Source organism: Ligilactobacillus acidipiscis, assembly GCF_900116935.1.
Taxonomy (GTDB): domain Bacteria; phylum Bacillota; class Bacilli; order Lactobacillales; family Lactobacillaceae; genus Ligilactobacillus; species Ligilactobacillus acidipiscis.
The window spans coordinates 784159-804236 of the sequence record NZ_LT630287.1 but is presented as its reverse complement, the minus strand read 5'-3'; the positions used below and the strand labels follow the sequence as shown (position 1 = coordinate 804236).

Annotated in this window: 12 protein-coding genes, 3 tRNA genes and 2 rRNA genes; 6 read left to right on the top strand and 11 right to left on the bottom strand. The window is 41.4% G+C overall.

Annotated features, from left to right (window positions below; genetic code table 11):
* Nucleotides 1-2: 2 nt before the first annotated feature.
* From BQ5903_RS03570 to BQ5903_RS03550, 5 genes are all read right to left on the bottom strand, one after another.
* Entirely contained in the window at nucleotides 3-770 is a 768-nt protein-coding gene (locus tag BQ5903_RS03570) for a TatD family hydrolase (RefSeq protein ID WP_056972238.1), read from the bottom strand.
* Between the two features lie 441 nt (nucleotides 771-1211).
* Nucleotides 1212-3227: a methionine--tRNA ligase gene (metG, locus tag BQ5903_RS03565; RefSeq protein ID WP_079578872.1), complete on the bottom strand. Its 2016-nt coding sequence runs from the start codon at nucleotides 3225-3227 to the stop codon at nucleotides 1212-1214.
* Between the two features lie 163 nt (nucleotides 3228-3390).
* On the bottom strand, nucleotides 3391-4095 hold the full coding sequence (locus BQ5903_RS03560; RefSeq protein ID WP_010499380.1) for an NAD-dependent protein deacylase: 705 nt from the start codon (nucleotides 4093-4095) through the stop codon (nucleotides 3391-3393).
* Nucleotides 4096-4117: 22 nt separating this feature from the next.
* Entirely contained in the window at nucleotides 4118-5071 is a 954-nt protein-coding gene (locus tag BQ5903_RS03555; RefSeq protein ID WP_010499377.1) for a hypothetical protein, read from the bottom strand.
* 2 nt (nucleotides 5072-5073) lie between these two features.
* Complete coding sequence (locus BQ5903_RS03550) at nucleotides 5074-6339, bottom strand: hydroxymethylglutaryl-CoA reductase, degradative (RefSeq protein WP_079578870.1); 1266 nt, start codon at nucleotides 6337-6339, stop codon at nucleotides 5074-5076.
* Nucleotides 6340-6922: 583 nt separating this feature from the next.
* Here BQ5903_RS03550 and BQ5903_RS03545 point away from each other — a divergent pair.
* Together BQ5903_RS03545 and BQ5903_RS03540 are read left to right on the top strand one after the other, a co-directional pair.
* Complete coding sequence (locus BQ5903_RS03545; RefSeq protein ID WP_231920915.1) at nucleotides 6923-7621, top strand: substrate-binding periplasmic protein; 699 nt, start codon at nucleotides 6923-6925, stop codon at nucleotides 7619-7621.
* 153 nt (nucleotides 7622-7774) lie between these two features.
* Nucleotides 7775-9058: an ISL3 family transposase gene (locus BQ5903_RS03540; protein WP_079578369.1), complete on the top strand. Its 1284-nt coding sequence runs from the start codon at nucleotides 7775-7777 to the stop codon at nucleotides 9056-9058.
* A gap of 85 nt (nucleotides 9059-9143) precedes the next feature.
* On the opposite strand, the gene BQ5903_RS03535 is transcribed toward BQ5903_RS03540, so the two are convergent.
* Complete coding sequence (locus BQ5903_RS03535; RefSeq protein ID WP_079578866.1) at nucleotides 9144-10070, bottom strand: Ppx/GppA family phosphatase; 927 nt, start codon at nucleotides 10068-10070, stop codon at nucleotides 9144-9146.
* A 57-nt stretch (nucleotides 10071-10127) separates the two neighbouring features.
* Nucleotides 10128-11144, bottom strand: a complete 1017-nt coding sequence (gene trpS, locus BQ5903_RS03530) for a tryptophan--tRNA ligase (protein WP_010496669.1) — start codon at nucleotides 11142-11144, stop codon at nucleotides 10128-10130.
* Between the two features lie 473 nt (nucleotides 11145-11617).
* On the opposite strand from trpS, the gene helD reads away from it, so the two are divergent.
* From helD to BQ5903_RS03510, 4 genes are all read left to right on the top strand, one after another.
* The gene (gene helD, locus BQ5903_RS03525) at nucleotides 11618-13888 is read left to right on the top strand and encodes an RNA polymerase recycling motor HelD (RefSeq protein ID WP_079578864.1); all 2271 of its coding nucleotides are present in this window, start codon (nucleotides 11618-11620) and stop codon (nucleotides 13886-13888) included.
* A 145-nt stretch (nucleotides 13889-14033) separates the two neighbouring features.
* Nucleotides 14034-15419 (top strand): ISLre2 family transposase, encoded by a 1386-nt coding sequence (locus BQ5903_RS03520; protein ID WP_079578614.1) that lies wholly within the window; start codon nucleotides 14034-14036, stop codon nucleotides 15417-15419.
* A gap of 178 nt (nucleotides 15420-15597) precedes the next feature.
* A tRNA-Thr gene (locus BQ5903_RS03515) sits at nucleotides 15598-15670 on the top strand.
* A gap of 166 nt (nucleotides 15671-15836) precedes the next feature.
* Entirely contained in the window at nucleotides 15837-16436 is a 600-nt protein-coding gene (locus BQ5903_RS03510) for a sigma-70 family RNA polymerase sigma factor (protein WP_010496666.1), read from the top strand.
* Between the two features lie 109 nt (nucleotides 16437-16545).
* Here the strand turns inward: BQ5903_RS03510 and BQ5903_RS03505 are convergent.
* From BQ5903_RS03505 to BQ5903_RS03490, 4 genes are all read right to left on the bottom strand, one after another.
* Nucleotides 16546-16620, bottom strand: a tRNA-Arg gene (locus BQ5903_RS03505).
* A 38-nt stretch (nucleotides 16621-16658) separates the two neighbouring features.
* Nucleotides 16659-16730 (bottom strand) — tRNA-Gly (locus tag BQ5903_RS03500).
* Between the two features lie 38 nt (nucleotides 16731-16768).
* Nucleotides 16769-16885: ribosomal RNA gene (gene rrf / locus BQ5903_RS03495) — 5S ribosomal RNA — on the bottom strand.
* Between the two features lie 95 nt (nucleotides 16886-16980).
* Nucleotides 16981-19904: ribosomal RNA gene (locus tag BQ5903_RS03490) — 23S ribosomal RNA — on the bottom strand.
* Nucleotides 19905-20078: the final 174 nt, after the last annotated feature.

Here is a 20078-nt window from a genome sequence, read left to right as displayed (position 1 = left end):
ACTCATTTAAGGTGTAAAACTCTTTTCGTATTTTGATAAGCAGCTTCTGCAAGTTCAAAAGCAGGTACTCTTCGAGCCTCCGCAATAAATTCTAAAGTGTAACGTGTCATGGCAGGCTCGTTTTGCTGACCACGATATGGCACCGGCGTCAGGTATGGTGCGTCTGTTTCAACTAATATGTGGTCGAGCGGAGTTTTAATAGCAGCCTCTTGAACTTCTTTTGCATTATTAAATGTTACCACACCGCTATATGAAAGTTCCATTCCTAAGTCTAAAAATTTCTGTGCCCACTGCCAGTCTCCATTAAAACTATGCATAATTCCGCCATAATGGCCGACATCAGCTTCTTTTAAAATCTCATAGCAATCAGTAAAGGCGTCACGATTATGCACACTGATGGGCATTTCAAGCGTTTGTGCTAATGCAATTTGCTTTTTAAAGACTTCTTTTTGCAAATCATGGTCAACGCCGCAATGATAGTCGAGCCCTATTTCACCGACTGCAACTACTTTATCCTTCTTTAAAAAATCTGTCATTTTCTTCTCTAAAGTCAGACAATATTTTTTGCTATCTTCAGGATGACAACCGACTGCGCCATAAATATGCTGGTAGTTTTCTAATAATTTTCCTAATTCAATAGTGCTTGGCTCATCATAACCAATAACCAGCATCGCCTCAACACCCAGAGCTTTTGCACGCTCGATCACGTCTTCCCTGTCGTTTTCAAATTCAGCAGAGTTAATATGTGTATGTGAATCAAAAATTTGCATCAGATACTTCCTCTCCTATTTTTAAGACATAAATAGTTCTTGCTAAACCCCGCTTATCCTGTCTGGGTCTCACAGTGCCAGAAACACAATATGCTTAAAACCCGATATACTCGCTTCTTCCCGCTTGCCTCCGCTCTGTTTTTGTAGTCGAGCTCCAAAACCCAGAAGGTTGTGCCTAGCTAACTTTCACACCATATTACCAAGTACGCAATATAGCATGAAAGCCTGCTAGTGCTCACCTTCTACCCGGGTTTCTCCGCTCTGTTTTTATAGTCGAGCTCTGGCAAGCAAGAAGTTCCGTCTATCCAACTTCAACAACACAGTGCCTAAACCGCACTATCTTGTTGGGGTCCGATATACTCGCTTCTTCCCGCTTGCCTCCGCTCTGTTTTTAAAAAAGGTTCGAGAAGTTTTTCTCCCCGAACCTCTATCTTTTCTATATTAGCTGATACTTGATCCTGCTGGAATATTGTCCGGAACAGTGATCAATTGCACCTGATCACCAAATTCAGCTGAAAGCAGCATTCCTTGGCTGACCTCACCCCTCATTTTACGTGGCTGGAGGTTAACAACAGCGACTACCTTCTGACCTACTAATTTTTCAGGTTCTGGATACCTTTGAGCTATACCTGATAAAATCTGCCGTTCGCCTTGATCACCAGCATCTAAACTAAACTTCAAAAGTTTATCTGCACCTTCAACTCGGCTGACTTCTTTGATCAAAGCAACACGTAGCTCTACCTTATCAAATTTATCAAAACGAATCTCTTTTTTATTTAAAGTTAAGGTATTTTCCTTAGCAGCATTAATTTTTTCTGCCATTGCTTTACGCCCCTTAACCTTCTCGTTTTTGGTCATCTTAGATTTGATGTATTCAACTTCTTCATCAGTATCTAAACGAGGGAAAAGCGGTGTTCCTTTTTTGATTACCTGACTATTTTCAGGTAGATCAAAGAAAGAAACATTATCGATCTGCATATCCGCTGTTTCAAAACCAAGTTGCGTAAAGATCTCTTTAGGAGCATGAGTCAAAACAGGCTGTAATAAAATAGCAATTACTCTTAAAGAAGCTGCCAAATGAGCCAAAACACTATCCAACTCGTCTTTTTTAGTATCATCTTTTGCTAACGCCCACGGCTCGGTTTGATCGATATATTTATTGCTGCGCGAAACAAACTTCCATAAAGCACTTAAAGCATTGGAGAAGTGCATGTTATCCATTTCTTCTTCATACTCTTTGACAGCAGTTCGTGCGCTTTCTTCCAGATCCTTATCAAATTCAGTCACACCGCTAACTAATGTTGGAATTTGACCTCCACGATATTTATTGATCATTGCAACTGTGCGATTCAACAAATTTCCCAGATCATTGGCTAGATCATAGTTAACTTTATTAACAAAATCTTCGGGAGTAAAGACCCCATCATTTCCAAAAGGCACTGCACGCATCAAGTAATAGCGCAAAGCATCAAGTCCATAACGTTCAACCAGCATTTCCGGATAAACAACATTGCTCTTGGACTTGGACATTTTGCCACCTTTCATTAAAAGCCATCCATGACCGACAATATGCTTTGGCAATGGCAAATCTAAAGCCATTAAAATGATCGGCCAATAAATCGTATGGAAACGAACGATTTCTTTACCCACCATGTGCACATCGGCTGGCCAATATTTATTGAATAGTGTCAAGTCATCGGAACCATAACCTAAGGCAGTGATATAGTTGCACAAAGCATCGATCCATACATAGACAACATGCTTAGGGTCATTTGGTACTTTAACGCCCCAGTTAAAACTAGTCCTTGTGATAGCTAAGTCTTCCAAGCCAGGTTTAATGAAGTTATTCAGCATTTCATTTTTTCTAGTTTGCGGAATAATGAAATCAGGATGTTCATCGTAATATTTGACTAAGCGGTCAGCATACTTGCTCATCTTAAAGAAATAACTTTCTTCTTCTACCAAGGTTACTTCATGTCCGGAAGGTGCCTTACCGCCGATCATGTTTCCTTGATCATCATGATAAACTTCAGCTAACTGTGATTCCGTGAAGAATTCTTCATCAGAAACAGAGTACCATCCCTTATACTTGCCTAAATAAATATCACCTTGGTCAAGTAATTTCTGAAAAATCTTTTGGATAGCTTTTTCATGATAGTCATCGGTCGTACGGATAAACTTATCATTAGAAATTTCCAAGGTTTTCCACAATTTTTTGATGCCAGCAACCATTTGATCCACGTATTCCTGTGGTGCCATCCCTAGTTCTTCAGCTTTTTCCTCAATTTTTTGTCCATGTTCATCTGTTCCCGTTAAGAAAAAGACATCAAAATTTTGTAATCTTTTGTACCGTGCCAACACATCACAAGCAATTGTTGTATAGGCATTACCGATATGCAATTTACCTGATGGATAATAAATCGGTGTTGTAATATAGAATGTTGGTTTATCAGCCATATAACTTTCGTCCCCTTTATCAAGTTCAAGTTTGTTTTTTATTTAATAAATTTTAATTTCAATTCTTTTTATTATAGCATATTAACCTTGATGTTCTCACTATCTCTAGCCAAATTAACTTGGAAAAAACAAAAACATGAGATTTTTCCCATGTTTTTTGTAGTTATTCAACATTTACAGAGGAAAACTCTTTCGTAGCATCATTTTGTATCATGACTCCATTTTCTGGAATACTAATTCGCTGCTTATTAACCGCCACTAATTTAGCATGCAAAGAACGATAAGAGATCAGACCTGCAAAAGGATAAACTACAAATGAAGTTCCCACTACGACCAAAAGATCAGCAGATTCAATGGCGGCTAATGAACGTCGCAAGTTATCTTCATTGATCGGCTCGCCGTATAAAACTATCCCTGTCCGCAAAATACCGCCGCAGCCTTTATGATGCATGTCTTGTTGATATTCCGCCAATGTGGCTGTTTGTCCACATTTTTGACAGTACACATTCGTCAGGTTACCATGAAATTCCACCAGCTTTTCTGCAGGCGTACCGGCCTTACTATGCAAACCATCAATATTTTGCGTGATGATCATAGCACCCTTTTTTTGGGCAAACTCAGCCATTTTTTCGTGGATCACATTTGGTACAGCATCCGGATAGATCATACTTTTGGTTACAAAATCATAGTGCTTTTGTGGTTCCCGTTGTAAACACTGTGCACTCAACAAATATTCTGGTGCCTCTTGTCCGGCATAAAGACCATTTTTAGACCGATAATCCGGGATACCTGACGCCGTTGAAACGCCTGCCCCAGTCATAAATACAACATGTTTTGCTTGATTCAATAAGTCATTGAGTTCAGTCATTTCTAGACTTCCTTTCCAAATTTTAGCGTAACAAATAGTTAACGTTCATTTGTTGCAAGATGTCACCAATTTTTGCCGCATAAAAACCACGGAATATTTTTTCTTTATCGCTCTTTGGTTCTGGAAGCACAAAAGAATTTTGCCGGTCAGACTTGTACCGCACAATATACGCCGGCTTAAAGTGGAGATTATCTTGTAATGATGAATGGTACACTTCAAATAATTGAGAGACTTCCAACCTAGTTTGCCGCTCACTCAAGACCGGTTCCAGACTAATGAAATCATTTAGTCCTAAGGGAGCAAGGCCCCAACTTTCTAGTTGTGCATCAAATCCACGCCATAACTTGACGATTGCTGCCCTTATTTTCTGGGGGCCTGCTGTCTTTTTTTCCGTTAAGCTTGCATATAATCTTTGAGCTGCTTCGAAACTTTGGGGATATAGTTCTTGCAGTTTCTTTTCGGCTTTTGGCTGTTCACCTGCAAATAAAACTAATGCATCGACCAACTTAACAGTCCGTAAAACCATCCAACTATCAACTTCATCTTCTTGTTCTGGTTTTAATTGCGCCAAGATCCCTTTATAAAACAACTCAACTATCCCATCGTCAAGCAAACCTAATTCACGTTGACGTGGATAAATCTGCAAATGAAGCACACTATCATACAGTTCCATACCAACTGTCATAATTTTTGAATCATGTTCAGTCTGGCCAGTAGTCATATTAAAATTGATCTGTGGGACATCTTGCACCATCGTCATGATATGAAGCAATTCATGAGAAACCGTGTAATTAGGCGCTGTAATATCATACACATCTAATTGCATTTGCCCATCATGTAAGTACATTTGCGCCTGATCACTCGCCAGCCAGCCCTTTTTTTCTTCCTTAAAAGTAACGTTCACAGTTTTCTTAACAGCTTCTTCGACCTGCTTTTGCAGCTTTAATGTAGTCTGATTCAACATTGATTCACTCATTTTTAAAAACCCTCATTTCTAATTTCGTATAAAATCTTTTTGGCAGCCGCTGCATCTTGTTGTGGTAGTTTCTTCAAACGTTTGATAACTTGGCTGACCTCTGCTCCGCTTGCCCCGACGGAGGCAGCTAGAGATTTCATTTGCAGATTCATATGACCCTTTTGAATACCATCAGTAACTAGGGCGTACAATGCGGCTAAATTTTGTGCCAGCCCAACACTAGCAATAATATTTTCCAACTCACGTGCATCCTGCTCTTGCCTTAAAGTGGAATTGAGCTGTACAAGTGGGACTAGTCCGATCGAACCCCCAACTGAACCCACCGGAACAGGAATACGTAATTGTCCCACCAACTGTTCACCCTTGATCTGCCAAGTACTTAGGCCGCGATAATATCCATCTTTGGCAGCGTAGGACTGGATCGCAGCTTCTATAGCACGCCAATCATTTCCACTGGCGATCACAGCAGCGTCGATCCCGTTCATGATCCCTTTATTATGGGTTGTCGCCCGGTAAGGATCTAATTGAGCGACTCTGCTGGCTTGAACGATTTTTTGGGCTATTTCTTTGCCTGAAAGATTTTCCTTTGCCAAAGATTCAACTGGTATTTCACATGAAGCAGTTACTAAACATTCAGTCGTAAAATTAGACAAAATTGCCATTAGGACATCCACCTGCAAATCAGAACGTAATTTAGCGGCTACAGCTTCCAACATAGTATTGATCATATTAGCCCCCATAGCTTCCTTAGTATCGATGATCATGTCAACCGACAAGAGATCATGATCTAAGACCCTAACAACCAGCTGTAAGGGACCTCCACCTCGTTTGACAATAGATGGATGAGCCTCTATCGCCGTTTGTAATAGTGCAGGTGCAAAATCTTCTATTTCCTTTTTTAATTCTGCTACATTGCTAACATTTTCAATGATAACTTGTCCGCGCATAGCTCGTTGTTCACTTTCAGCAGTAAAACCGCCAGCTTTTTTAACAATAGCTGCTCCGTGACTAGCGCCTGCTATCACAGATGGCTCTTCAGTTACCATCGGGACCAAGTATTCCTTGCCATTGATCACAAAATTTAACCCCAAACCTTCTGGTAAGCTGAATTGGGTAATAAAATTCTCTATTTGAGTTTCGCCAAGCTCCGGAGCCAAAGCACTTTTCTCTAATTGTTGAATCTCCGTTTTTGTAAGTTTATTTTCGTGCTCTAAAACACTTAATCTTTCAGGCCAGCTCTTGCGATAGTATTTTTCAAATCCCTTCATTTTGTGAACTCCCACTTTCTCCAAATTTTATTTAAGAACCGATTTTTTCACAAATTATTCAGTTCCTATTATATAATAAGAAGTGATATACACTGCAAGCTTTTAGTTTATTCAACTATTAAATAGTTAGTTATATTCTATGTTTGCTCGGCTAGCAGGCAACAATTCTATTTTTTTCAGAAACAGGAGCAAGCTTTATTTTTAGTAGTCCAGCTCCAAAAGCCAGAACTCTCCGCCCAATCAATTCGAACATCACGACAAGAAAGACGCTTGTCATCTTGCCCGAAACCATTGGTGCTCAAGTTCTCTCGACTTTTTACCGCTCTGTTTTTTTTTTTTTTAGTCGAGCTGCTCATGACAGAAGGTTGTGCCTAACCAACTTGCACCCCCTAATGCTGAAAAACGTATTATTGGGCGCAAGTCCGTTAGTGCTCACCTTCTAAACGTCATGCTTCGCTCTGTTTTTAAAGGAGGTTCTTTCTTGAAATACACCGCTCGTAAACATTTTATACTGATATTTGTACTCTCATTTTTTATACTGCTCTTTTTTACGCCATCTATTTCAGCTGTTAACGTCCTTAAAGTGGGCGTGCTAAAGGATGACGCACCACTTAGTTCAGCATACTCTAACAATCAAGCTCACGGAGCAAATGTCGCGGTAGCTGCTCAACTCGCAAAAGACTTGGATCAAAAAGCTAAAATTGTTCCTTGCAAAAATAAAAAGCAACAGCTCAAGCAATTACGTAACGGTAAGATTGACATTGCACTGGGAAGCTTTTCGCCCCAAACCGCTAATTACAAATTAAGCACACCGATTTTTTATGTAGAAAATATCCTTTTTAGACGGGCCGATGGCACTAAAAAGTCAGTACAAAAACTAGCAGACCACAAGGTTGGTATGTTAAAAAATGGTACACAAAGCTCCTTGTTAAAAGAATTGCAGTTTAAAAGGAAACGCTACTCGTCTATCTCTGCAATGGTGACCGCTTTACAAAATAAAAAAATCAAAGCTGCGATCTTAACTGGTCCTGAATATACATCTTATTTGCAAAAACACCCGGAATATACACAAGCTAAAGACCACACAGACCAGCAACAAACTCAGCAAGTTTTAAAACGGATCAAAGATTCACAGATCACTGCACAAGAAGTGAGCGTTGCAACATATCATTCAAAAAAACTTGCAAAAAAAATCAACAAAGATTTGAAAAAGATGTCCAAAGATGGCCGCTTAAACAAAATTTCACTAAAATATTTTGGGAAAGACATTACACAACAGTAAAAAAAGACGGTTCTATACTTTTTCCTGTTGATAGCTTACTTAACATGGTAATCTATTAGCAGGATTTTTTAGTGCAAAATAAAAAAGGCCCATAAGCCTCGCACCTAAAAAATCCACCCACTACAGTATCATTTTTAAAGGACGTGAAAACTTATGGACCCTGTAGATAATAATATAAAATTTGCGCTCAGTATTAAAGACCCAAATGTGGTTTTTTACAAATATAACTATCAAGTGATTAAAGCTAAGCGCGCAAAAGTATATATAGCCACGGTTAAGTTCGACCAGAAACATTGCGCTAACTGTGGCTTTTGCGAGCTAATTCATAATGGACACTACGTATCACGCGTGACCTATCTGGCAGCGAATGCGAGTGAACCAGTTTATTTAGAACTCCATAAAGAACGCGTCATTTGTCGTAATTGTAAAGCGTCGTTTATGGCTACTTCTGATGTGGTAGACAAGTACTGTTGTATCTCCCGAGCCACGCGTCAGAAAGTGTTTATGAGTCTACAAGACGACCGCACTCAAGCTAGCATTGCGATCGATGCCGGCATATCAGCTAGCACTGTCTGTCGTTACTTAGACAACTATGATGACTTATTTCGCAGAAATCTTAACTATCTACCGGTTCATCTCGCCATGGATGAATTTAGAGGAATTGGTGGTCGGCTCCATTTCATCTGTATTAATGGCGCTGGTGAGCACGAAATTCAACAAATTCTGCCAGACCGATTCAAGCAAAGTATTACTGATTATTTTAAACAATTTCCAGCAAGTGTTCGAGCACGTGTCAAAACAGTTACCGTAGATCTAAATAGTTACTATCAAGACATTGCCAAGGCAATGTTTCCGCAGGCAAAAATTGTGATCGACCGCTTTCACATCGTTGCAATGATGACTCGAGCTTTTAATCAAACTCGGGTGCAAACCATGAAAAAGTACAATAAAAGATCCTATGAATATCGCACGTTAAAGTTCGCCTGGCGGCTTTATTTGAAGTATGCCGGAAATCTAGATGAGGAACATGTCTTTTATGACCGACACCTGCGAAAACAACTCACACAACTAGAACGTGTAGAACAAGGACTGACAATTAACGAAGAACTTAAAGCATCGTACGAGTCGATGCAAAGCATCATGGAAAACCTTAAGAATCAAGACAAAGACAAGCTTGTGGAAGATCTATATACAAATCAAAATATAAGTCCCTACATGAAAGCAGTGTTTCAAACGTTCAAAAAGAACTTAGTGGTTGTACTCAACGCCAGTGAATCGGACTATACGAATGGCCCAGTCGAAGGCATGAATCGAATGATTAAACAAATTCAACGCACAGCATTTGGATTCCGTAATTACCATCATATGATTTCACGTATTAAGTTACGGCAAATGAGAACAAAACCAATGAAAAAAACAGAGTTGAAAGTCGCATGACTTTCAACTCTGTAAAAGCTATTCATCAACAGGATTTGACAAAGAGCCAAAAAGACTTGAGGATAAAAATCTCAAGCCTTTTTATTTACTTAGTTAATTCGGCTATAATTCCTTCACGGACCCCACTTTCAGAAAAAATAACTTCAGGAACTTCAAATTGTTGAATCAGCATGACAACCGGAGTCAGTCCAGCAATGATAATATCTGCCCGCTCTTTTTCAACACCCAAAGAGTCTTCCCGTTCTTTTTTATCCTGCCCCAGCCACTTTTGGAAAATCTCGACAAAACTAAAGGATGACATTTTCTCTCCGTGTAAATTTACTTTATTTTTTTGAGCAGCTTGGTCTCGTCCTTGACGGGCAACGGTTCGATTGGCCCCACCCAATAAAACAAGTGGAAAGCCATTACCTTCAGAAAGCCAGGGTAATTGTCGAAATTTATAGAGAACAAAACGTTGTAAAGCAAAGAAATCAGCCGCACTTATCTTTTCACCAGCATGATACTTCTCACTTAAAGTCACGGCTCCATATGGGATACTGATATAATTAACTGCCTGCCGATTTTTGACCACAGCAAGCTCAAAACTACCGCCTCCCATATCACAGATCAGGCAGTTTTTCAGATCAAAGGCATGCATCACGCCCACATAGTCATAATATGCCTCTGAATCACCTGACAAGACCTCAATTTCAACCCCGATTTCTTCTTTTACGCGGTCTAAAAATCCTGCCCCATTTGAGGCATTACGCACAGCTGCCGTAGCAACACCGCGAACCATAGTAAGATCTGAGACTTGTTCATACTCTGACTTAAATCTCTTTAAAGCCTCGATAGTTCTATCGATCGCATCTTGTTTTAAAACTGATTTAGTGCTAAATTCGCCCATACCTTCTGCCAAACGGGTCATTTCTTTGAAACGTTTGATCTCTTGAAAAGAATTATCTTGGTTGATTTGATAGATCCCCATCCTAGTAGAATTAGAACCTAAATCAAGTAGTGCAACTTCCCCCATACTTGTCACCCCTTGTCTCAAACTACACAATTTATTCGGTTATTTCTTTAAATTGTATTATTCAAAATAATTAACGCCGATCGCAGCTCTGACCTCTTTTAAAGTCTGTGCAGCAACTTCATTGGCCTTTTCACTGCCCTTTTTTAAAATATCATAGACAGCCAAAATATCTTGAGCATACTCTGCACGCCTGTTCCTGATTGGAGCCAAAGTGTCTTCCAAAACATCATTTAGATAACGTTTGAGCTTAACATCACCCAGTCCTCCGGCACGGTACTGGTCTTTAAGATCAGCTACGTGCTGCTTGTCTTTTGCAAAGACATCTAAATAAGTAAAGACTGTGTTCCCTTCGACTTTGCCGGGATCTTCCACATGAATATGGTCAGGGTCAGTGTACATTGACATGACCTTTTTCTTTAAAGTATCCGCATCATCTGACAAATAAATGGCATTATTTAATGATTTGCTCATTTTAGCATTGCCATCTAAACCAGGCAAACGTCCAGACCCTTTGGGCGGAAAAATACCTTGAGGTTCGACAAGTACTTCTTGTCCATAAATACTATTAAAACTGCGCACGATCTCTCTGGCCTGTTCGATCATTGGTTCCTGGTCATCGCCAACTGGCACAGTATCTGCCTTAAAAGCTGTAATATCAGCAGTTTGGCTGACTGGATAAGTGAAAAAACCAGCCGGGATAGAACGCTCAAAATTCTTTTGCTGAATCTCAGCTTTCACGGTAGGGTTACGTTCAAGGCGTGAAACTGTCACTAAGTTTAAATAATACAGGTTTAGTTCTGCTAAAGCCGGAATGGCAGATTGAACAAAAATAGTCGATTTTTGAGGATCGATCCCCACTGCCAAATAATCAAGTGCCACTTCGATCAAGGACTTCTTAATTTTTTCAGGATCACGAACGTTATCTGTTAAAGCCTGTTGGTCGGCAATCATAATATAAGAGTCATAATCACCCGTTTCTTGCATAGCGACCCTTTGAATCAAAGAGCCGATATAATGTCCAATGTGAAGCTTGCCAGTTGGACGATCACCAGTTAAAATTACGTGTTTACTCATAACGATTTTCTCCTTTGCATTCTTTTACTCTTGATTTATATCAGATAACACGATAACTAAAATTTTTTTGCACCGCTGTACAAAAAAATCCTATTGTTGAAAAACAATAGGACGATTGCTCGCGGTGCCACCTAAATTGCGGAAATCCCGCCACTCATTTTATTTATCATGTCTTATCCCAGGTCCATTTCGAGTTCTGTTTACATCTTTCAGCTTGCAATGTATCTCTGTCAGCCAGTCTCTACTTTTCCTGTTCAACTAATTAACTTAATTTTATCAAACTGGTCAAGCTTGTAAAGACCTAACGACCAAAAAACTAAAATTCTGACAATTCGCAGATTTTGTGGTATCTTAATTAGAGTTTATTCAAATATTCCGCACGATCTAAGACACGTATCTAAACAGCTTGTTAACTTTGCAAGCTGATATTTGTCGCGGAATAAGCTTATCTTTTAGAGAAAGGATCTGCATTCATGGAAAACGAAAGAAAATTAGAACAAAAGCGTGTAGATCAAGTTATCACAGAAATACAATCTCAGCTGAAACAGACTGAAAAAGAATATAAAAAAGCCCATGACGAAACATCATCGGTTGAAAAAAATTACGTACAAAATGCCAAAGTCAACACAACCGAAGTTGATGATCGGATGGAAACAAATGCCGAGATCCAGCAACAAAAACAATTAGTTGCTAAAAACATTCAAACCGAGCAGATCTTAAAAGAACAGTTAAATACACTGGGGGAGCTAGAAAAAACACCCTATTTTGGTCGGATTGATATCCAAGACCCTGGCGATGACAGGGAAACGTTGTATATTGGCACAGCATCGCTAAATGATGACCAGCAAAACTTTCTGATTTATGACTGGCGTGCACCGATCTCTTCCGTTTATTACAATGGTACCTTGGGTACAGTTGAGTATGAAACTCCTGCCGGGCTGCAACAGACAGATCTTCTAAAGAAAAGACAATTTAAGATCAACGATGGTGTCATCAAAAATATGTTTGATACTAACGAGACCGTTGGTGATGAGATCTTGCAAAGTGTACTCGATGAACACAGTGACGAATATATGAAAAACATCGTTGCTACTATTCAAAAAGAACAAAATGACATTATTAGGAACACCAAAAGTGACCTCCTATTAGTCCAAGGTGTCGCTGGCAGTGGAAAAACTTCTGCCATTCTACAAAGAATTGCCTTTTTGCTATATCACAGTCGAGACACGTTAAATGCAGATCAGATCGTTCTTTTTTCGCCTAACTTGTTATTCAGTCGTTATATTTCTGACGTTTTGCCGAGCCTAGGCGAAAAAAACATGCGCCAGGTAACTTTACACGAGTTTTTCTCTCGTCGTTTACAAGGCTTAAACGTAGAATCACTGTTTGAACATTATGAAAGCTCAGACAATTTATCACGGCAGCAAAAAAAATTAAGTTCATACAAAAAATCACCTCAGTTTATGCAGACTGTTAAAAAGTATGCTGCTCATTTGCCGGCCGCTGAGATCTGCTTTACTGATGTCACTTTAAACGGCGAAACAATTTTTTCTAAAGATGAAATTCGGAAAATATATACCAGTTTTCCGGGCAATATGACCTTAGCTCACCGTTTTAACGCTTTGAAAAAGAAATTATCCAAAAAATTAGACTCTTTAGTAGCCCAAAAAGCTACCAATCAAGAAATTCAAGATATGCTCGAAAACCTGAGCGGTGAACAATATCATGAATTACTGGGAGAACAGAATAAAGAAAGTTTTATTTCTTCTGATGAAGAACAGGCCTATCTTGGGATGAAAATTGCAGAAAAGCAATACGCCGTCATCTATGATGCATTATTTAATGATTTTTTCTTCGATGATTATGAACAATACGGCAGCTTTTTAAAACAAAAACTGCCACAGTCGTTTGAAGAATATTCACAAAATTTAGAGTATCATCGTATCACTTTAGATGACTGTGCTCCTTTGCTATTTTTGAGAGATCTACTGACTGATAGCGGACAAAACCATAGCATCGCTCATCTCTTTATTGATGAGATGCAAGATTATAGTCTGGCACAAATGATCTATTTAAAACATGTCTTCGGTGCTGCAAAATTAACCTTGCTCGGTGATAGTGAGCAGGCCTTATATTCAGAGTCTAAACGCCCCAAAGAATTGCTGTCTGAGCTGTCTGAAACACTGCAAGCTCGACATAGCAACCTTAAGTTACTGAACAAAAGTTATCGTTCCACCAAACAGATCACCGACTTCATGAAAGCAATGTTACCAGAAGGTAATTCCATCCAGGCTTTTAAGAGGCCGGGGAAGCGACCGCTAATTTGCCAAGTACCAGATAAAGAAGCATCTTTTAATGCTTTATATCAACATTTGGAAAAATCCGCAAAAGAATACTCTTCAGTTGCTTTGATCACTAAAAATATGAACGAAAGCAAGCAGCTCTATGAAAAATTACACAGAAAGCTACCTGTGACCTTACTAGAGGAATCGGACAGAACCTTGCCCGCAGGCATCGCGATCTTACCTATTTATTTAGCTAAGGGACTTGAATTTGATAGTGTGATCGTAAATAATGTTTCTGCTGACGAATATCCAGATACAAGCGAACGTGGCATTTTATACACTATTTGTTCACGTGCCATGCATGAATTAGTTATGATCAGTATTGGCCAACCGTCCCCACTGATCACACAGCTGGATCCAGATCTATACGGTGTTGAACAAACCCTAACGATCAAGTAATGATCACCTTTTTGACGCAAAATTCGATTTTTCCTGTTAGCGTAAAGTATTTGTGGGTGGAAGTCTAAAAAGACAAAAAAAGAGAAATAACTCTCTGTTACAATTGTAATTACGACAAAACAATGAAAGAGAGAGTTATTTCCCAATGAATATTTTACAACAGATGAGCGAACAAATGTGGGCGAATTTTACAAAAAATGGTGAAAAAGTTCTGTACCAAGATCTTGCCTTTGATGACTGGATCGAAAATACAATGGCCGCAGGGAGAAAACTATGCCTAAACTTGATCAGGGTCTTTTTAGAAGAAGCCGACCGGCAGTTTAAGGAGTCTGAGATCCGCAAGGATAAATTTGCGATCAAAGCGATCCGTGAAACGACTAAGTCGACTTTGTACGGTGATCTCACAGTGAAGCGGACATATTATCAAAATAAAGAAACCCGGGCGTATTTCTTTTTGTTGGATAAAGTCTTAGGCTGGCAAAAATATAGCCGGATGACGCTGGGAGTCAAAGCGCAGATCTTAGAAAATGTTGCTGGACATACTTACCAAGAAGCGCTCACGATGATCCCCCATTTGGGGATCCACTCTAAAACAGCAGTCATGAACATTGTTCACCGTGAAGGTCAACAACTGCCCAATGAGCCTTCTGTGACTGAGAAGCCCGCCCCCAAACCGATCCAAACGCTATTTATTGAAGCTGACGAAGATCATGTTGCTTATCAGGACAGTACTAATCGTTTCATGAAACTAGTTTATGTTCATGAAGGTTATGACGTAACTGATCCGCGCCATCCACTGATCAAAGCGCATTACTTTACGGGTAACTATCCGGGCAAAGACAACGAAGAATTATGGACAGAAGTTCTAGATTATATAGAGACCAACTATCGGCCAGAAAAAGTTTATTTAAGCGGTGACGGTGCTCAATGGATCAAGCACGGAGCCGACTTTATTCCGCACTGCACGTTCATTTTGGATCGGTTTCACTTACGTAAATATTGTAAAAAAGCTTCCGTAGGGATCGCTGGTCTGGACCGGACTTTATACCATTGGGCTTTAGCTGGACAAACTAATTTTATCCAGGATTACTTTAGGGTCCGTTTTAGTGACCCAACGGTAACTGTCAGCCAATGTCACAGCTTGAAACAAGCCGCTAAATATCTGACCAACAATGCCGCAGCGATTTGCGATAACCGCTTAGAGGATTATCATGGCTGTTCGGCTGAGGGCCATATCAGTCATTATCTGTCCCGGCGCTTGAGTTCACGCCCGCAAGGTTGGAGTTTAGTGGGTGCGCAAAGTGTCGCCCGAACACGGATCTTTCAGCTGAATGGCGGCAATATCACCAATTTCTTACAAGCAGAACAGCTAAAAGCGCTCAAGCAAGAAAAAATCAGCCAGTTCGACCGGCGTTTGAATGTCAGAAAAAACATTAAAAATAAGTATTATGAACAAGCACAAGCTGCGTTCAGTGGGCATTTGCGAGGACATCGGAGTTTGTGGCAACATGGTCTGCAAGTTGGCTGGTAGTTCAAAGACGCTCAATTCAAGCACAGCATTGGACTAAAAATAAATAGAGCAATTACAAAAAGCAGAGGAACAAGCCCTTTAAAAATTTACCCACACAAAGTTGACACTATCATTTTTCCTTTAAGTATTGCAATTATTAAATGTATATAATATACTATTTAAGTACTGATAATTGCATGCCACTTTAGCTCAGCAGGTAGAGCATCACCATGGTAAGGTGGGGGTCGCCGGTTCAAATCCGGCAAGTGGCTTATTGAAGTTGTGGGAAACTGTTCTTAACAGTTTCTCTTTTTTTTCGTTTTTTTGATAAAATTCGTAAATTTTTCTGTGCAAAATAAAGCGCTTTATTTTAGAATTTTGCATTTTGTGTCAAACTTAATACTGAATCACAAATTCATAAGGATAAGAGGTATTAGTATGACCAAAAACAAGAATTATGTTGCCAATGATCTTGAACTTATTACAGACATTTTAGCGGACCCTGAAAGTTTATCATTACTGATACTTTTTCAAAAATACCATCCGTTAGTCATCTCAACGATCAGCGCCTTCAAGTTTCGTTATTATGATTTTGATGACTTGAAAGTTGAGGCAATGGTGATCTGTTATCAGAGTGTTCAAAATTTCGAGCTGGATCGAAACGTACCTTTCGGCTCTTTTTTTAAAGCAAACTTGTCTAATTATTTTCGTACACTATTGCGTAATCAAGCCGCAAAAAAGCGTCACTTTGACCTTTTGGCTAATTCGTTTGAATCCTTAATAACCGAAAAAGGTAGTGGTTACCTTGGACCGGATCGTACAAATTTAACACCAGACAGACAAGTTTTGCTTGAAGCAGATATAGCTAGGTTGCCAAAAGTTCTTTCAAGTTTAGAAAATCAAGTCATGCAAATGTATTGTAATCCAAACCCCTACTCGAAAGAGACTATTGCAAATAAACTAAATATTTCCCATAAAACACTCTATAGCGCAACCAGTCGCTGTAAAAAGAAAACAAAGAAACTAATATATAGTTAGAAATTTATAACAACACTCAACAAAAGAAGTTCCAAGCTTAATTAAGCACGCTTCAAACGTGCCACAATAAACTTGGAACTTCTTATTTGTATATTCTTTACTAACAAAAATGCACCAGTAGGAGTCGAACCTACAACCTTCTGATTCGTAGTCAGACACTCTATCCAATTGCGCTATGGGTGCATAAATCATTATTAGGTAACTTCACTGAAACTCTAGCGAAGCGGAAGACGGGATTCGAACCCGCGACCCCCACCATGGCAAGGTGATGTTCTACCACTGAACTACTTCCGCAAAAAAGATACTGAGAAAACTCAGTATCTGAAAAATTAGCGCGACAGCTACCTACCCTCACAGGGGGCGATCCCCCAACTACTCTTGGCGTGACGAAGCTTAACTGCTGTGTTCGGCATGGGAACAGGTGTAGCCTTCGTGCTATCGCCACCGCACTTCTGTTTTTTTCTTTGAGAGATCCATTCCCTCAAAACTGACTAACATTCATTTCTTGCTGCTTTTATCTGACCGAGCCCACTCACGCGACTCGTTGGTTAAGTCCTCGACCGATTAGTAATGGTCCGCTCCATGCCTCACGGCACTTCCACTTCCATCCTATCTACCTGATCATCTCTCAGGGGTCTTACTTCCATAAAGGAATGGGAAATCTGATCTTGAGGCGAGTTTCGCACTTAGATGCTTTCAGCGTTTATCTCATCCACACTTAGCTACCCAGCGCTGCCTTGGGCAAGACAACTGGTACACCAGCGGTGTGTCCATCCCGGTCCTCTCGTACTAAGGACAGATCCTCGCAAATTTCCTACGCCCGCGACGGATAGGGACCGAACTGTCTCACGACGTTCTGAACCCAGCTCGCGTACCGCTTTAATGGGCGAACAGCCCAACCCTTGGGACCGACTACAGCCCCAGGATGCGATGAGCCGACATCGAGGTGCCAAACCTCCCCGTCGATGTGGACTCTTGGGGGAGATAAGCCTGTTATCCCCAGGGTAGCTTTTATCCGTTGAGCGATGGCCCTTCCATACGGAACCACCGGATCACTAAGCCCGACTTTCGTCCCTGCTCGACTTGTAAGTCTCACAGTCAAGCTCCCTTCTGCCTTTACACTCTGCGAATGATTTCCAACCATTCTGAGGGAACCTTTGGGCGCCTCCGTTACCTTTTGGGAGGCGACCGCCCCAGTCAAACTGCCTACCAGACACTGTCTCCCGCCGGGATCAACCGGCGCGGGTTAGAGTGTTCATACAACGAGGGTAGTATCCCACCACTGCCTCCAACGAGACTAGCGTCCCGTTTTCTACGGCTCCTACCTATCCTGTACAAGTTGCACGAACACCCAATATCAAGCTACAGTAAAGCTCCATGGGGTCTTTCCGTCCTGTCGCGGGTAACCCGCATCTTCACGGGTATTATAATTTCACCGAGTCTCTCGTTGAGACAGTGCCCAGATCGTTACGCCTTTCGTGCGGGTCGGAACTTACCCGACAAGGAATTTCGCTACCTTAGGACCGTTATAGTTACGGCCGCCGTTTACTGGGGCTTCGATTCTGAGCTTCGCTTGCGCTAACTCATCCTCTTAACCTTCCAGCACCGGGCAGGCGTCAGCCCCTATACGTCATCTTACGATTTTGCAGAAACCTGTGTTTTTGATAAACAGTCGCCTGGGCCTATTCACTGCGGCTGGTCTGTCGACCAGCACCCCTTCTCCCGAAGTTACGGGGTCATTTTGCCGAGTTCCTTAACGAGAGTTCACTCGCTCACCTGAGGATACTCTCCTCGACTACCTGTGTCGGTTTGCGGTACGGGTGATCAGATCCTCACTAGAAGCTTTTCTCGGCAGTGTGACATGACTTCCTTCGCTACTTAAATTTCGCTCCCCATCACAGCTCATCTACCACCAAAACAAGCCTTTCACTCGTTTTGCGACTCGCTGCTTGGACGTGCAATTCCAGCTGCACGCTCCGTTAGCCTCCTGCGTCCCTCCATTGCTCAAACAGATCTGATCAGTACAGGAATCTCCACCTGTTGTCCATCGCCTACGCCTTGCGGCCTCGGCTTAGGTCCCGACTAACCCTGGGAGGACGAGCCTTCCCCAGGAAACCTTAGTCATACGGTGGGTCAGATTCTCACTGACCTTGCGCTACTCATACCGGCATTCTCACTTCTAAGCGCTCCACCGGTCCTGACGGTCCGGCTTCTTCGCCCTTAGAACGCTCTCCTACCACCCGACCTGACGGTCGGATCCACAATTTCGGTAATGTGTTTAGCCCCGTTACATTTTCGGCGCAGGATCACTCGACTAGTGAGCTATTACGCACTCTTTGAATGGTGGCTGCTTCTGAGCCAACATCCTAGTTGTCTGTGCGATCCCACATCCTTTTCCACTTAACACATATTTAGGGACCTTAATTGGTGGTCTGGGCTGTTTCCCTTTCGACTACGGATCTTATCACTCGCAGTCTGACTCCCGGAACAAGATCAGTGGCATTCGGAGTTTATCTGAATTCAGTAACCCAAGACGGGCCCCTAGTCCAAACAGTGCTCTACCTCCACGATCCTTAACTTCCGAGGCTAGCCCTAAAGCTATTTCGGAGAGAACCAGCTATCTCCAAGTTCGTTTGGAATTTCACCGCTACCCACACCTCATCCCAGCATTTTTCAACATACACGGGTTCGGTCCTCCGGTGCGTTTTACCGCACTTTCAACCTGGACATGGGTAGGTCACTTGGTTTCGGGTCTACGTCAACGTACTCGTGCGCCCTGTTCAGACTCGCTTTCGCTGCGGCTCCGGTCTTTCCACCTTAACCTGGCACGTTAACGTAACTCGCCGGTTCATTCTACAAAAGGCACGCCATCACCCCTTAACGGGCTCTGACTACTTGTAGGCACATGGTTTCAGGAACTGTTTCACTCCCCTCCCGGGGTGCTTTTCACCTTTCCCTCACGGTACTGGTCCACTATCGGTCACTAGGTAGTATTTAGCCTTGGGAGATGGTCCTCCCGGATTCCGACGGAGTTTCACGTGCTCCGCCGTACTCAGGATCCTGGACTGAGGAAAAACTGTTTCGTCTACGGGGCTGTCACCCTTTCTAGCCGGCCTTCCCAGGCCGTTTGACTACAGTTTTTCTTGGTAACTCAAATGTCCAGTCCTACAACCCCAAGAAGCAAGCTTCTTGGTTTGGGCTGTTCCCCGTTCGCTCGCCGCTACTGAGGGAATCGAAATTTCTTTATTTTCCTGCAGGTACTTAGATGTTTCAGTTCCCTGCGTCTGTCTTCCACCGGCCTATGTATTCAGCCGGCGATAATAACTCGTTACAGTCATTGGGTTGCCCCATTCGGAGATCTCCGGGTCATTGCTTACTTACAGCTTCCCGAAGCATATCGCAGTTAGTCACGTCCTTCATCGACTCCTAGTGCCAAGGCATCCACCATGCGCCCTTCCTAACTTAACCTCTCATTTATCAAAGATAAATGGGTCATGAGTTTGCGTTTAATACTTAATAATTGAATTCTTGTTTGAAACTCTTTCAAACGCGGTGTTCTCGGTTTAATAAAATTATTGATCAAGAAATAAATGTTATTCAGTTTTCAAAGAACGGATCTGAGAGTAGACCTCTCAAAACCAA

Bases quoted from the DNA above. Each gene is read 5' to 3' on its own strand.
- metG (WP_079578872.1), bottom strand. From the start codon at position 3,227: ATGGCTGATAAACCAACATTCTATATTACAACACCGATTTATTATCCA.
- BQ5903_RS03555 (WP_010499377.1), bottom strand. From the start codon at position 5,071: ATGAGTGAATCAATGTTGAATCAGACTACATTAAAGCTGCAAAAGCAG.
- BQ5903_RS03510 (WP_010496666.1), top strand. From the start codon at position 15,837: ATGACCAAAAACAAGAATTATGTTGCCAATGATCTTGAACTTATTACA.
- trpS (WP_010496669.1), bottom strand. From the start codon at position 11,144: ATGAGTAAACACGTAATTTTAACTGGTGATCGTCCAACTGGCAAGCTT.
- BQ5903_RS03535 (WP_079578866.1), bottom strand. From the start codon at position 10,070: ATGGGGGAAGTTGCACTACTTGATTTAGGTTCTAATTCTACTAGGATG.
- BQ5903_RS03520 (WP_079578614.1), top strand. From the start codon at position 14,034: ATGAATATTTTACAACAGATGAGCGAACAAATGTGGGCGAATTTTACA.
- BQ5903_RS03540 (WP_079578369.1), top strand. From the start codon at position 7,775: ATGGACCCTGTAGATAATAATATAAAATTTGCGCTCAGTATTAAAGAC.
- BQ5903_RS03550 (WP_079578870.1), bottom strand. From the start codon at position 6,339: ATGAAGGGATTTGAAAAATACTATCGCAAGAGCTGGCCTGAAAGATTA.
- BQ5903_RS03570 (WP_056972238.1), bottom strand. From the start codon at position 770: ATGCAAATTTTTGATTCACATACACATATTAACTCTGCTGAATTTGAA.
- helD (WP_079578864.1), top strand. From the start codon at position 11,618: ATGGAAAACGAAAGAAAATTAGAACAAAAGCGTGTAGATCAAGTTATC.
- BQ5903_RS03560 (WP_010499380.1), bottom strand. From the start codon at position 4,095: ATGACTGAACTCAATGACTTATTGAATCAAGCAAAACATGTTGTATTT.